General features: G+C 63.6%; 14 protein-coding genes and 2 pseudogenes. 3 read left to right on the top strand and 13 right to left on the bottom strand.

The window, feature by feature from the left end:
• Window positions 1-100: 100 nt before the first annotated feature.
• A pseudogene (locus AC1DXK_RS00940) lies at window positions 101-265 on the bottom strand (RNA polymerase subunit sigma-70); the annotation flags it as partial.
• A gap of 177 nt (window positions 266-442) precedes the next feature.
• On the opposite strand from AC1DXK_RS00940, the gene AC1DXK_RS00935 reads away from it, so the two are divergent.
• The 3 genes from AC1DXK_RS00935 to AC1DXK_RS00925 are packed head-to-tail and all read left to right on the top strand — an operon-like array spanning window position 443 to window position 1631.
• A complete protein-coding gene (locus AC1DXK_RS00935) occupies window positions 443-841 on the top strand; it encodes a heme utilization protein (RefSeq protein WP_477296450.1) in 399 nt (132 codons plus the stop codon).
• Window positions 842-869: 28 nt separating this feature from the next.
• Window positions 870-1268, top strand: a complete 399-nt coding sequence (locus AC1DXK_RS00930) for a DUF1622 domain-containing protein (RefSeq protein WP_477296448.1) — start codon at window positions 870-872, stop codon at window positions 1266-1268.
• 12 nt (window positions 1269-1280) lie between these two features.
• A complete protein-coding gene (locus AC1DXK_RS00925; protein ID WP_477296447.1) occupies window positions 1281-1631 on the top strand; it encodes a hypothetical protein in 351 nt (116 codons plus the stop codon).
• A gap of 45 nt (window positions 1632-1676) precedes the next feature.
• Here the strand turns inward: AC1DXK_RS00925 and AC1DXK_RS00920 are convergent, their stop codons facing one another.
• From AC1DXK_RS00920 to AC1DXK_RS00865, 12 genes and pseudogenes are all read right to left on the bottom strand, one after another.
• Window positions 1677-1937 carry a hypothetical protein gene (locus AC1DXK_RS00920; RefSeq protein ID WP_477296445.1) on the bottom strand — a complete coding sequence of 87 codons (261 nt, stop codon included), beginning with the start codon at window positions 1935-1937 and terminating at the stop codon, window positions 1677-1679.
• Window positions 1938-2188: 251 nt separating this feature from the next.
• Window positions 2189-2771, bottom strand: a pseudogene (locus AC1DXK_RS00915) (IS3 family transposase); the annotation flags it as partial.
• Between the two features lie 44 nt (window positions 2772-2815).
• Window positions 2816-3217: an exopolysaccharide production protein YjbE gene (locus AC1DXK_RS00910; RefSeq protein ID WP_477296443.1), complete on the bottom strand. Its 402-nt coding sequence runs from the start codon at window positions 3215-3217 to the stop codon at window positions 2816-2818.
• 186 nt (window positions 3218-3403) lie between these two features.
• Complete coding sequence (locus tag AC1DXK_RS00905; protein ID WP_477296442.1) at window positions 3404-3736, bottom strand: hypothetical protein; 333 nt, start codon at window positions 3734-3736, stop codon at window positions 3404-3406.
• 197 nt (window positions 3737-3933) lie between these two features.
• Window positions 3934-4599, bottom strand: coding sequence for a PRC-barrel domain-containing protein (locus AC1DXK_RS00900; protein WP_477296440.1), 666 nt, complete (start codon window positions 4597-4599; stop codon window positions 3934-3936).
• 1212 nt (window positions 4600-5811) lie between these two features.
• Window positions 5812-6477: a response regulator transcription factor gene (locus AC1DXK_RS00895; RefSeq protein ID WP_477296438.1), complete on the bottom strand. Its 666-nt coding sequence runs from the start codon at window positions 6475-6477 to the stop codon at window positions 5812-5814.
• 20 nt (window positions 6478-6497) lie between these two features.
• Window positions 6498-8579: a sensor histidine kinase gene (locus AC1DXK_RS00890; RefSeq protein WP_477296436.1), complete on the bottom strand. Its 2082-nt coding sequence runs from the start codon at window positions 8577-8579 to the stop codon at window positions 6498-6500.
• A gap of 161 nt (window positions 8580-8740) precedes the next feature.
• Window positions 8741-9034: a hypothetical protein gene (locus AC1DXK_RS00885; RefSeq protein ID WP_477296434.1), complete on the bottom strand. Its 294-nt coding sequence runs from the start codon at window positions 9032-9034 to the stop codon at window positions 8741-8743.
• Window positions 9035-9221: 187 nt separating this feature from the next.
• Window positions 9222-9434, bottom strand: coding sequence for a ribosome modulation factor (locus tag AC1DXK_RS00880; protein WP_477296573.1), 213 nt, complete (start codon window positions 9432-9434; stop codon window positions 9222-9224).
• A 211-nt stretch (window positions 9435-9645) separates the two neighbouring features.
• A complete protein-coding gene (locus tag AC1DXK_RS00875; RefSeq protein ID WP_477296432.1) occupies window positions 9646-10161 on the bottom strand; it encodes a PRC-barrel domain-containing protein in 516 nt (171 codons plus the stop codon).
• A gap of 131 nt (window positions 10162-10292) precedes the next feature.
• Window positions 10293-10724 (bottom strand): hypothetical protein, encoded by a 432-nt coding sequence (locus AC1DXK_RS00870; protein ID WP_477296430.1) that lies wholly within the window; start codon window positions 10722-10724, stop codon window positions 10293-10295.
• Between the two features lie 710 nt (window positions 10725-11434).
• Window positions 11435-12979, bottom strand: coding sequence for a phospholipase D-like domain-containing protein (locus AC1DXK_RS00865; protein WP_477296428.1), 1545 nt, complete (start codon window positions 12977-12979; stop codon window positions 11435-11437).
• Window positions 12980-13024 lie beyond the last annotated feature (45 nt).

The raw sequence follows: 13024 nt of genomic DNA, 5'->3' as shown, positions 1-13024 counted from the left end.
GGCTTCGGGTCTGCGTGGGACGACCACCTGAATCGAATCGCGTGTCTTGTGTGGAGTTCGTATGCCACGGCGGTTACCTGGTGTTTGATCCCGCGGTGTGGTGGGCGTCCTGCAGGACGTCTTCGGCCAAGCCTCGGTCTCTCTGGATACGCAGGATGACGCCGAAGAGTTTCGAGCTGGTCAAGTCGTAGAGTTGTGCGAGCGCTGCGGCATCGCCGCGGCTGACCTGAGCGAGCAGCCCTCGCAGTGCATCGTCGTCGGCCAATCCCGGAACTCAGCTTCTATGCGCGGCTGCTCAGGATGCCCCGTACCGTTCCGCGTCCTATTTTCAAGCCGTCCCTGGGCCCGGTCGCGCGTTGAGCGGCCTCTGAAACTAAAGAGCCGACGCCTCCGTTCTTCGCAGGCGTGGCCAACTCCGGCGGCGCAACCGTCGGAGCTGTAAGTGGTACGTACCTCCCTCCTGATCCTTGTTGCCGGCCTGACGGCAGGCGCTCTAATCCCGGCAGATGCTGCGACGAAGAAGGTACGCGTGCCGAACCGATACGACGGCTCCTGGACCATCGTCGCCACCACAGCCGAGGGGCCTTGCTCGGCCAGCATGCGCTATCACGTGCAGATCAGAGACAGCGACGCCTCGATCCCTGGAGAGGAAGTCGACATCGACGGCGGTGTGTCGGCGGATGGCGCCGTGCGGGCCACGATCACCAAGGGCTCGAACAAGGTGCCGATCGTCGGCAGCCTGACTGCGGTGGGTAGCGGCAGCGGCACATGGCGCACGTCTGGAGGACTGGTCGAGTGTACCGGCCGCTGGAGTGCTAGGCGGTCGCGCCCAAGCACCTAGATGCGGCAGCTCGGCTCAGGGTTGAAATATGGAAGAAACGATCAAGGCTTTCACCGTCTGGCTGGCTGTCGGCACAGAGGCGGCGGCCGCTCTGATCATTGGCCTTGCCACCGTCGAGGCGGTCCTGTCTGCTCTGCTCCTGTTCCTGCCCGGCGCCGCCGCGCGCAACTCTGGCGGAGACCCACAAGCGGCCAAGGAGCAGGTGCGTCTCAAGCTCGGACGCTGGCTCGCCGTGGCGTTGGAATTCGAGTTGGGCGCCGACATCCTGCGCACGGCCATAGCCCCGACCTGGTCGGAAATCGGCCAGCTCGCCGCCATCGCGACGATCCGCACGATTCTGAACTACTTCCTCCAGCAGGAGATCGATAAGGCCGAGCGACGCTCACCCGAGGATCGTCCGGCCGACGCGGCAATAGACCCACACTGAGGAACCGCGTCTATGCCGCTGCTCGACCAGTGGATCCGCATCATGGCGACGCTGATCGAGTTCGGCGGCGGTCTCCTGGTCGTGTCCGGATGCGCCCGCGGCCTGCTGCAGCTCGTGGTGGGTCTCGGAAATCGCGACCGCATCGTTGCGGCTCGCCTTGTGGTCGCCGATAGCATCGTGGCTGCCCTTGGCTTCAAGACGGCCGCAACTCTCCTGAAGACGATTGAGCTGCGCAGTTGGGACGCCATTCTGATGTTCGTGGTGGTGTTCGCCCTGCGCATCCTCATCAAGCGGGCTCTGGTGCGTGACGAGGTTGCTCTGCGAGCGAGAAGATCGGTGATGGGGAGCCGGCCTATGCCATGAACCAGAAATCTCCAGATCATTTCAGCGAAAGCGACTGCGGGCAACTTACTGAAGGGGATCCATGATCTGGGCGCGCATCCAGGCCCATTCATTCTTGGTCATGTTGAACAGGTCATCCCGGTTTTCGGCAGTGAGATCAGTCCCAAACAGCTCCGAACCCTTTGCATTTTGAATGACCTGATCGAGATTCCCGACAACCGTTTTGACATCAGTCGCGTGCTCGGCACTGAGGACTGCAAATAAGCGAACGGTTAGCTGCTCCAGAATGGTCACGCGGGCGCGCAGCCGAAGGGTGGTGTCATCCATCTGTTTGTCCTCGATCGCGGGAGGCCCGATGCAGCGAGCACCTGCTCAGAAACAGGCAGACGCCTTCGGAGTTCGCTGACGTCAGCGTGATTGTTGTGGGGACAAGGTTAGATCGCAGCGGCTCCCAACCCGTGAGGTGTTCCGGCAGCTCCCAGCGGCCAATGGTTCGCGGTCTAGGTGGAGAGGGCGCTGAGACGCCTGCCGGATCGATATGAACCGCCCCGAGTTTCCCGGAGGCCGTTTGGGTTGGCTCAAGCGGGCAAGGCTTGCACCTCGGCTTGAGCAAAGTAGCGCCCCTCAGCCTCGGCGAGAGGCACGTTGCCGATCGGTTCGAGCAGGCGGCGGGTGTTGAACCAATCGACCCATTCGAGGGTGGCGAACTCGACCGTCTCGAAGGATGGCCACGGCCCACGGCGATGGATCACTTCGGCTTTGAAGAGACCGTTGATCGTCTCGGCCACGGCGTTGTCGTAAGCGCCCCCAACGCTGCCGACTGAGGGCTCGACGCCCGCCTCCGCCAGCCGTTCCGTGTAGCGCAGAGCGGGGTATTGCGAGCCTCTGTCGCTATGGTGCGCGAGCCCGCCTCCCTGGAGGGGCCAACGCTCGTGCGGGGCCTGCTCTCCAAAGCATCGAGCACGAAGGTGGTGTGAGCCGTGCGGGAGACCCGCCAGCCGACGATGCGCCGGGCATATGCGTCGATCACGAACACTACGTCGATGAAGCCGGCTCAGGTCGCGACGAGGTGAAGTCACTGACCCACAAGGCGTGCGGGCGCAGCGCCTTGAACTGGCGGTTCACCCGGTCGAGCGGGTAGGCCGCCGCTGGATCGGGGACCCGCAGCGGGCATTGAGGTGAGTAGCTCTCTTGTCGATCTCGCCTCAGCAGCCGTCGTCCTTGTTCGCTCGGTCGCCGAGCTTTTGGTTCGCCCCGGCATTGTTCAGGGCGCCGATGGTGCCAGGCGAGGCAGGCTGCGAACCGCCTGCGAGGTTTTTGCTAGACGTGCCCACGCCCGCACCCTGGTTGATGTTGGCCTCCGAGCCGGGCTTCTCGCCGAGTTTTTGGTTGGCGCCAGCAGCGTTCATCGCTCCTACGGTACCAGGAGAGGCGGGCTGCTGGCCGCCGGCCAGATTCTTGCTCGACTGGTCGACGTCGGAACTCTTCGGGTTCACGTGCTGAGGCGTCGGGTCCTTGGCCTTGGTGGTTCCCGTGCTGCAGGGCGCAGCGAGGCCCGGTGCGACTGTCGCCAAGAGAAATGGGATGGTGAGCTTTAGAGCTTTCATAGATCTGCTCCCGGTCTGATATCGTCGAAAGTCATTCGGTGAAATTGCTTCGCACGGCTTGGATGCCGCGCTGTTCCCGCTCGGGACTCGCTGTCCTTGCCGGCAACGCCGAACCGGTCACCTGCCGACCGGTTCCATCAGGACGAACTGGCGAGGCTTCGGACCACGCCCATCGGTACGAACAGCTCAGCGCGATCCGTCGGAGGCCGTCTCCTCTTCGAAGCGCAGCATTCCGGCCTTGTCGATGACCAGCTTACCGTCGGGGCCTGGCTGCCTGCCGTAACCCGAGCCGACCACGCGGAAGCCGCAGCGTTCCGGGCAATCGGCCCGTAGCGTGTCACCGGAGGATATCTTCTGGTCGCTTTCCGTAGCGCCGCGGTCGACCGTGACCGTGTGCTCCTTGGTGTCCTGATTGGTGATGGACACGGCGAGGGCTGGCGTCGCCAAGACGATCAACATCATCCCTGCGGCGAGGCCGGACTTGAAGCCGAGGTTTTGCGTGGTTGCTGCGTATGGCATGGATCGGTTCTCCTATCGATTGCTGGGAAGGTCGAAGAAAGCAGCGGCGTCCATCGCGACTGCCTCCCCTTCCCAGGTGCAAAAGGTCCGGCGCCCAGGAATCCTGACGCTTGCCGAGGCCGCGACCTCAGGCGTATGGGTGCCACATGAGGGCCAAGAGCGAAGGTTTCAGTGCTGAACCTTCGCCCGAGTCGCGGTCAGCTGGCGGAGCTAATTTGGATTGTCTTGCCGGGATCGAGTTCGGTCTGCTGCTGGCCCTTCGTCCATTCCGGCATGGCCTTGATCTGCTCGTCACTGAGATCGCGGGTAACGAGGCGGTCGCCGCGCATCACGACGTTGCTGAGCGGGATCGCGACCTGCTTCTCGCCGAGGCCAAGGAAGCCGCCCTTGCCGATCACGATGCTGTTGCGGCCCTGAGCGTCCGACACGACGTGTTCGACGTCGCCAAGCATGTCACCGTTGGCGTTGTACAGGTTCATGTCCTTGAGCCGCGACACCGCGAGCGCATGATGGTCGCCTTGTGCCGCCTTGCTGCCTGCCGCGTCGACGACCTCGAATGCGGAAAAGCCATGCGGCCCCAGCGTCATGACGACCGGGTTACCGTCCTTTGTCTTGGCTTGAACCACGTAAGCTTGGGCGACCACCTTCACGTTGGTGAAGCCGGCGTTCTGCAGGTCCTGCATCAGCTTCTTGGCGGTGAGCAAACTATCCGCCGACGCCTGCTGGTCGTTGGCGGTTCCCTTAGCGGGCATCGAACTGGACGATGTGTTGGCCGGGTTGGAAGAGCTATTGGTTGACTGTGCCGACGCAGCGCCTGGGAAAACGAGTGCACTGGCGCAGAGGGCGACGAGATGCAGCTTCATGGTCAACTCCTTCTGAAATCGCATCCGCAGGCGAAGGGAAATCCCCCTTTGGATGCCAAGCGGCTTTGCTCGAGCGGCGCTGATGACGGCGGACCGGAGATCCGCATGGTTCACGAGCGGAAGGTGGCTGTTGGGCCGCCGAACAGGAGTCGGGGCACTCCGCAGGCCAGTGTCAGGATGATCCTGACAGCGATATCCACCAGCCGGACTGAGTACTTGAGAGTGCCTCGTGCATCTGTCGGCTCTCATGGCTTACCGGCCACTTCGACATTCGGCAGCGCGAGCAGACAGTATGAGACTGGCAATCAGGCTCTCTCGCCAGCGTCTTGTGTCGGAATGGCGCGACCGCGGGTACCGCGGCCTCAGCGTACCGGCATGCCCCCATTGTCACGCGCGAACCGAGAAGACTTGGAGCGAGTTGGGCGCCCATAGCGACGACGACATCGGTGATATCGCGCTTAGGCTTCGGTGCAGGACCTGTGGGACTCCGCCTGTCGGGGTAGCGGTTCATACCTACGCCAAACCGAGAGCAACGGACGAACAGCCTCTCGCTCCATCAGGTCTCCCGCAGTAAACCGGCTTACTGAAAAGCGGACGGCTCCATCTTCAGCCGCACCTCTCGGCAACGGATCTTCCGGGCGCGCAAGCCTCTGCGAACGTGTCATCGTGTCCGGCAGTCTCCCAGTCCGGCGAGTTCTCGATACTAACCGAGCGCCGGCCGTCGACAACTCGAACAGGAGTCGCGCGGCCGCGCATGAGCATTGTCTGGATACGGAATTACCGGCTCGTTCGCCTTAGCTTGCAGGTTACGGCCTAGTTGTCTGCACACCCATGACGTATCGCGGCCTTCACCAGGGCATTTGCAATATTGTCGAGTGCCATAGCCTCACGAATGAGAGTTGTAAGGCATTCTGGCATAACTCCTCAATCCGTGTCCGAGACGCATGCGCGGCGCGTGGACTTCTTACGCATCAGCCGTTTGCTTTCTGCCGATTTCGTTGAAAAACTCGGGACCGGGTCGAAGCAGCATCACGGACCGCTCCAGATGTAGAAGGTCCTACTATCGCGCTGCCTGGAATTCGCTCCGGTAGTGGGATTGGACCGTTACTGAGAGACGGACATTCTCCGGGGTGCCACCTTGGATGACGCCTAGAGTGCTGCCTCCGAGTTTTCCAACGAAATCTGCCAGGAGCAGAACGGCGATTGCAGGCATCAGCGCAGAGTGAGTGCGTCGAGCCAGCCGTGCGAGGCGCCGTAACGGATGATCTCGGCGCGCGTGCGCAGCCCGATCTTCTCGGCGGCCCGCGCCTTGTATGTCTCGACGGACTTCACGCTGAGATCGATGCGCCGCGCGATTTCTTTGTTACTGAAGCCCTGCGCGATCAGCCGTAGCACCTCCGTCTCTCGCGGGCTCAGCGCTTCCCCAGTGTCGCCTGGCCCGGTGCCAGCGATTGCAACGGATTGGTCTCCTAAGGCCTGACCGGCAATCGATGGGTCGAGATAGACGCCGCCGGCGGCCACAGCCCGAACCGCACGGAGAAGGTCATCCGCGGCCGAGCGCTTCAAAAGGTAGCCTTTGGCACCGGCCTTGAGCAGCGGCTGGACGTAGGCCGCGTCCTCGTGGACCGTGAGTACGAGCACCCGCGTGCCCGGGCACTCGTTCGCCACCCGCTCCGTCAACTCAAAGCCGTTGAGGCCGGGCATCGACACATCGACGACGGCCACGTCGGCGCCCGACAAACAGATCATTGGAAGCGCGTCACTGCCGCTGGTCGCCTCGCCGACCAGCTCGATCTCCGGATCGGCGTTCAGGAGCGCCCGGATTCCCGCGAGAACGACAGGGTGGTCGTCGGCGAGGACGACGCGGATGCGTCCCATTGTCTAATCCTTCCTCGACATCAGGCGATCTGCTGTGGGTACGGTATACGGACGAACAGCGTGGTCCCGGAGCCCGGCGACGTCTCAAGCGTGAGGCTGCCTTGCAACAGGGACAAACGCTCACGGATGCCGGAAAGACCCAGCCGCGGCTTGGCGGGTGAGCCGTTCGTGGATGGCACAGGTGTCGCCTCGACGTCGAAGCCGAGGCCGTCATCCTCGATGATCACGCGCACCTCCTCCGTGCGCTGCTCAAGCGACAGGCTGACCGTGGAGGCCTGCGCGTGTTTGAGCACATTGGTGAGCGCCTCCTGCACGATCCGGTAGATGGCGGTCTCGACCGCTGCCGGAAGGCGGACACTCTCACCAAGAATCTGGAAGTCCGACCGGATGTCGTGACGCAGCGCCCACTGGCGCAGCAGGGTGGCGAGCGCCTCCCGCAAGCCGAGATCGTCGAGTGCGGTCGGCCGGAGATCCACGGCCGCACGATGGATGTCGCGCCCGATCTCGCCGGCAAGTGCCTGCAGCCAGTGCACCTGACGGCAGGCATCGGATGGCGCACGCGCGTCCTTTAGCAGTGCCTCCAGACTTTTCAGGCCGAGGGATAGGCCAGTAACCGTCTGGCCGACCTGGTCGTGCAACTCGCGCGCGATGCGGCGCTGCTCGTCTTCCTGTGCCTCACCGAGACGGCGGAGCAGGTCGGCGCGCTCGGCCTCGGTGCGTTTGCGCGGCTCGATGTCCGCCACGATGCCGTAGATCAGGCCGGCAGGTGTTTCTATCTGCAGTTGCGGCACGCGACCGGTCATACGAACCCAGCGCGGTTCGGATCCAGCAGCGACGACCCGGAATTCGACGTCAAGAGGCTTGCCGTCCGCAAGACTCTGCCGAAGGGCGTCGGCCAGCCGCTCCCGGTCGTCGGCGTGGATCGCGTCCAGAACCTCCCGGGCCTGCGCCTCGCTCTCCTTGCCGTTCGCGCCCGACGACCGCCATCCGAGGAGTTGGGCCGCCCGGGCCGAGCCTATCACCCGGCTCCGGACAGTGTCCCACCGCAGGGTGCCGAGTTCCGCGGCCTCGACGGCTACGGCACCCTGCTCTTCGCTGGACCTCAGCGCCAGAGCGAACCGCGCCTGCTCGCCGGCCCGGCGCTGCGCCATGTCGCGGCCCACCAGTCCGACCAGCGCGAGGCCGAGGCCGATGCTGAGCACGCTTCCGCCTGCCAGCACGAAATAAGATCGCGAGACGGGAGCGTTCAACGTGGCGGCCGGCATGCCAAAATGCACCGACCAGCCGCCGGTGTCTTCCAAGGTGCGGTAGACAACCTCGACGTTCGAGCCCTCCAGCGTCGAGCCGGTGTAGAAGCCTTGCGGAGCGCGCCGGATGGCCTCCTGCAGGGCGGCATTGGCTGGGTGGCCAAGCTCTTCTGCTTCGGCGCGGGTACGGGCTATCGTGTTGCCGTCCGCGTCGACGATGGTGCCGACCCATCCTTCCGGCGCGCCTGCATCCCGCAGGATCGAACTCACCGCGTTGGTGGCGAGCCCGACCGAGAGGACGTAGCGGAGCGTTCCGTCCCGGATGACCGGCACCCGCAATGCGACGAGGCGCTTGCCGGAAAGCGATCCCACCGGTCCGATGCCGCCCACAACGGGACGCAATGTCCGCACGACCGCGTCGAAACTCTTGCGGTCCGCGGTCGGGCCGAGTTCCTCGTCGAGGGAGCGAAGCAGGTTGACGACCTGCACGCCGTCGGGATTGGAGAGCTCGACGGTCGCCCACAAGGGATGCGCCTGCTTGAGCCGCTCGGCCTCGGCGTAGAAGGCGGCGAGGTCCGGTCGGTCGAGACTGGCCGAGGCTGCCTCGGCGCCGAGCACCGAGATCTGTGCGGCGATGTCGGAGGCGACGCGCTCCGCCACGCGGGTTGCACCGGCAACGGCAGCGTCCCGCGTGAGGTCACGCTGCTGCTGCGCCATCAAGGTGGCGACCCAGCCGCTGAGGAGCAGCACCGGGATGGCAGCCGCGAACGCCAGGGCGACGAAGGTGCGGCCACTGCCGCGGTTCAGCCGATCTCCGGTGGGCTGAGAGCCATCACCTAAGCCCGATTCTGTCATTGCGTCGCTCACGCAGGCCCGGCCTTAATGTGTTAGGCAGCATACGAGGTCCTGTATGTCCGGCCGCCTCGGATATGTCTTGGCTCTGGGACCAGTGGCGGGGGCTCAGTTTCCTCATATTGCGGTCACGGCTCGTCCAAGTGAACGTCCTGCGCTGAAGATCAGGCGAGTTCAGACGAGGCGAGCACGTCTGTATCACCCAGGAGGCGGCGCGCCGACTCGATGACCTGAAGGGTTTGCGGATCGCCTCCGTCCTCGCGCACGCCACGTTCCATGCGCCGCAGCCGGCCGATCAGGTCCGGCGGTGCCGCTCCGCGCGTCAGCTGCGCCTCCACCAGAACAGTCACGCCTCGCTCTAGGCGACTGAAGGAACGGTTCTTCAAAGTGTTGAGAGATTTTCGCGGCATAGGTTCGACCTCTCCAATTTCTCGCCCGGTCTTAAAGAACTCGGCCAACCTGCAGCCGGATCACGCCATCGCGGCAACCGGTGACATGTGTGCGAGTAAGGTGTAGCCGCTGCTGCTCCAATGAGCATGTCGGGAGAAGCACCGACAGCATCCGGCTCGGCAGCAAGGCGGCTTAGGAGTTGTTTTGACCCTCGCCGTGCCGACCTCGGGCTCTGGTCGAAGCCCCCGGCGCGGGCTAGGACCTCATGCCGTCACCGACCTCAGCGGCGCCGATGTCCGGGAGCAGCCGTGCCGGATGAGGCATGCGGGACGCCATCTCCCAAGAGGAGCTGTCGTAGCCCTCGGACCAAGCCCGACGTTCACGGGAGTCGCCTGGATATGGACAAGCATCCCGCGGCCGACCGGCAGCCCTTGCGCGGGCACCTAGCTTGATAATGTCCAAGAGCATGTGCGCTAAGCTTTCATGCGACTTAAATTTCTGCCAAGCCATACCGAGTAGTGCCGAAATTTCAATTTCGGGCAAGTATTTTGTACGGACATGTTGCTTTCATAGCTTAGCTTAACCGTTGCACCGGCACGCGACTGAGCCCATCATTCGGGAGTAGCGATATCGAACGGAGGGCTTGGCCCTAGACGACCAAGTCCTCGCCCTGAGGTGGTCAGGTGTTTTTCTTGTCGTACTTAAACTCAGGCGCGTTCTTGATCGTATCCTTGTTAGCGTCGACTATAGCCTTGAGAGTACCGTTGGTCCGGTGGAGGAAGATGGTCGAAGGGTCGACCAGCACGTAACGCTCGCCCATGCCTAGGAAACCACCGACGCTGACCACGACACCGGTTACCGTCTTGCCGTTCTCGATGACGAGGTCCTCAATCTCGCCAACCGTCTCGTTCTGCTTGTTGTAGAGGTTCTTGCCCACGAGCTTCGAGGAGGTCACCTCGGCTGGCTTGGCAGTGACGAACCGGATCTTGACGGCCGCGGTATCAGCCATCGTCATGCCTCCTGCACCGTTAGAGCCCGCGCTGGCACTGCTCGGGGCCGCCGGCATCGCGGCTCCCGGCGGAGTTTTCATCGGCGCTGTCTGCGTGTTCGACGGTTGGGCCTGCTTATCCTGGGCGAATGCGGGAGCCGCGAGTATAGCACTGGCGGCGAGGGTGCTGATAATGATGATCTTCATGGTGCTGCCGTGACTTTCCTGTGGAGGGATCAATACTGGCAGGGAGAGGGAGGACTTTCTGTTAGTTAGGCCCATTCGATGGGGGAACCCGCACCGCATCCGCGACGGGGCGTCACCTGTTGATGCTCGCCTCAGTAGCCGCAGCCGTAGTACGGCCGGCTCAGGCCGTAGCCGAAGCGGTAGTCGACCGGGGCGTAGGAGTAACCGTAGCCGTATGATGGACCGTAGTAGGCAGGCCTGATGGCCGCTGCGGCTAAGCCGAGGCCCAGGCCGGCAGCGAGATTGAACCCGCGATAGCCGCGGCGGTAGGCGTAGCGGCCGTAGTGGCGCCCATAGCCGTAACGCGCCGGTCCGAAGCCGATGCCTCGATAGCCACGGTAATGGTGCCGGAAGCCCACGGTGCGGAAATTGCGGAAGCCGTGTTGGTCACCCCGGAAGCCATGGAAGCCGGCGTGGTGCCCAGCGAAGCCGGGTCCCCAGCCGAAGGGCCGCGCCTCGCTTGTCGGCGAGAACAGGACGATGCCGGATACCGCTGTGAGGGCGACTGCAATGGGTTTCATCATCTCGACTCCATGGTTGCCGTGAATGAGCGGCGTGCGGCGCGAGGAACGACCGCAGGGCGCCCTCAACTGTTTGAATGGCCGATACAGGGCCCAAATTGCAGGCGCTCGCGAGGGCGTGCCGTGTGGGATGGATCCGCATCAGCGGCGGCCCGCTCACCGCTGTCACCGTCTTGGACCGGATGAACTGCTAGACTCATCCAGCAGTCCCTATCCCGCTCGATGGATGATCTGGGTCGCGAGGCACCGTGCAGCAGTCGGAGAAAACCGCACGCGTGTCAGGGAAACCCTGGCACCGCACAGGCGCGCCCTCGTGATGGCTGTGGCGCAGCGGCTGCCGTTTCTTAAGTCGTCAAGCAGGATCTCAGAACCTTCGCTCAGCGCTCGCGGCGATGCCCAGAACCTACGCAGCAGTGAGGGTCGAGGACGGCGCCCACATACAGGCAGCCGGCAGGCACCTCGACGCGACCGCGCAGACCTTCCCTGCGGCGGTCGGACCGACAAGGAGCGGCATGAGAGCATAGCATTGGCCAGGACGGCACGGCTCGCGCGTGCATGGCGCGGTCGGCGGGAAAATCGCCTAGGAGCGCGGGTAATTGCCGATCACCTGATGGCCGTCGCCCATGCGCGCCGTGTTCATGGTCGATGTTCGACCTCCGGCACGCCCAACTTCGCTGTCCACAGCTGCTATGATCGCTGTCCTGAGTGAAACGTCATTTGAGACCAGTTCTGTCGCTTTCTGACCGACGAGATAACACTTTGCCCATTATGTACGTACCGAGAAAACTTCTGCGGAGCGCCTCCTGGCTTGCAGACGCGAACTTCGCAAGCTGGTACACGATCGGCTCCGGTTGGTCCGGATCGAGGACTCCATTTGCGGCGATGACCTCTTCTGCCGGGTTGAGCTGCGTCGGCTCCAGTGGGACGAGCGTTCTTGCCCCCGCAGTGCGCAGACGGTCGATGGCCGGGATGAGGGAGCCCGCGCCCAGTTCCGCGCGCGCGACTTCGTCCGAGGTCACGCCTAGATGCTCAGCCAATAGGCGATGCCGGACCGAGCGGATCTGAGAGACGAGCACATCGTCCGCAGCTTGACCGTGAGCGTCTAAAGCGAGATCGCATTCGGTGTCGAGCCCCATCGAGCGGTTGTTCATGTTCGCGGAGCCAATCTTCAGGAAGCGGTCGTCGACAATCATGAGCTTGGCGTGAACGTAGATGGGGGTACCGCCGGCCGCGACGGGGTGGTAGATCCCGAAGCGGTCTCCACCGTTGATGTCCCCCAGCAGATCGATGATCCGGGCGCGGGCTGATCCCATGACTTTGTCCTCCAGCCAGCCTTCGGTGGACAGGGGATTGACCACGATCACCTCCGGGCCACTCGTCTCACCGAGGCGCTGCGCTAAGGCTTCGGCAATACGGTGGGACGCCAAGTACTGGCTTTCCACATAGATGAAACGGCGTGCTCCTGAGATCGCTGCAAGGGTCAGYGCCTCGATCTCGCGCACCTCTGGTTGACCGTCTTGTTTTGGCTGGGTGCGGGCAATGCCGATGGTCACGTCGTGGAAGGTGGCCTGAAGCGTTCTAGGCCAGATCGTGTGCTGTTCGGTAAGCGACGGCAATCTCTCGCCGGTCGCGCTCTCCCAGCGCTCACGGGCAAGTTCAGCCAAGGCTTGCGCCGCCTCGCCGTCTACCGCCGCCGTCGCATCGTGCCATGGTGACTGCGCGAACCCCCAGGGGCTGTTGCGGCGCAGGTCTTCGTCACGGTGTTCGGGCGTGTCCCACCGGCCGACGGTGAGGTCGATGCCACCGCAGAAGGCGATGGTGTCGTCGATCACGGCAATCTTCTGGTGATGGCATGCGCCAAGCGGATGCGTGCTGTCGAGCCGCAGGCGGACACGCTTGCTCGTCATCCAGTTGAGAATGAACAGAGGAGTCGCGCCGCGCCCGAGCGTCTGCAGAACGCCAAGGTCCCACTTGAGCACATGTACCTGCAATTCCGGGCGGCGCTGTACGAGCGTGCTGATGAACGAACCGAGCTTGTCTGGCCAGGCACCGGGCTCGCCTTCAGGATCGAGCCGCACGCGGGTGTCGAAATCCCACCCGATCAGCATGACCCGCTGGCGAGCACGCACCATGGCCGCCTTGAGCTGAGCGAAGTAATCGGCAGCGTCCACAATCAGAGCGAAGCGATCCGCATGGACGCGGCGCCAGCACGTGCATCTCGACTGAAGAAAGCTCGCGGTGGAAATCTGCTCGATCACCAATTCTCAAGCCAATTGTAGGTCCCAATGCGCGCCTAGACAGAA

This window comes from Methylobacterium sp. P3_A11 (genome assembly GCF_056403155.1).
The sequence above is the reverse complement of the archived record's forward strand: the minus strand, read 5'-3'. Positions and strand labels throughout refer to the sequence as shown.

What these genes read in the sequence shown, in the direction of transcription:
- AC1DXK_RS00930 (WP_477296448.1), top strand. Translation starts at nt 870, where the DNA reads ATGGAAGAAACGATCAAGGCTTTCACCGTCTGGCTGGCTGTCGGCACA.
- AC1DXK_RS00925 (WP_477296447.1), top strand. Translation starts at nt 1,281, where the DNA reads ATGCCGCTGCTCGACCAGTGGATCCGCATCATGGCGACGCTGATCGAG.
- AC1DXK_RS00920 (WP_477296445.1), bottom strand. Translation starts at nt 1,937, where the DNA reads ATGGATGACACCACCCTTCGGCTGCGCGCCCGCGTGACCATTCTGGAG.
- AC1DXK_RS00910 (WP_477296443.1), bottom strand. Translation starts at nt 3,217, where the DNA reads ATGAAAGCTCTAAAGCTCACCATCCCATTTCTCTTGGCGACAGTCGCA.
- AC1DXK_RS00905 (WP_477296442.1), bottom strand. Translation starts at nt 3,736, where the DNA reads ATGCCATACGCAGCAACCACGCAAAACCTCGGCTTCAAGTCCGGCCTC.
- AC1DXK_RS00900 (WP_477296440.1), bottom strand. Translation starts at nt 4,599, where the DNA reads ATGAAGCTGCATCTCGTCGCCCTCTGCGCCAGTGCACTCGTTTTCCCA.
- AC1DXK_RS00895 (WP_477296438.1), bottom strand. Translation starts at nt 6,477, where the DNA reads ATGGGACGCATCCGCGTCGTCCTCGCCGACGACCACCCTGTCGTTCTC.
- AC1DXK_RS00890 (WP_477296436.1), bottom strand. Translation starts at nt 8,579, where the DNA reads ATGACAGAATCGGGCTTAGGTGATGGCTCTCAGCCCACCGGAGATCGG.
- AC1DXK_RS00880 (WP_477296573.1), bottom strand. Translation starts at nt 9,434, where the DNA reads ATGCTCTTGGACATTATCAAGCTAGGTGCCCGCGCAAGGGCTGCCGGT.
- AC1DXK_RS00875 (WP_477296432.1), bottom strand. Translation starts at nt 10,161, where the DNA reads ATGAAGATCATCATTATCAGCACCCTCGCCGCCAGTGCTATACTCGCG.
- AC1DXK_RS00870 (WP_477296430.1), bottom strand. Translation starts at nt 10,724, where the DNA reads ATGATGAAACCCATTGCAGTCGCCCTCACAGCGGTATCCGGCATCGTC.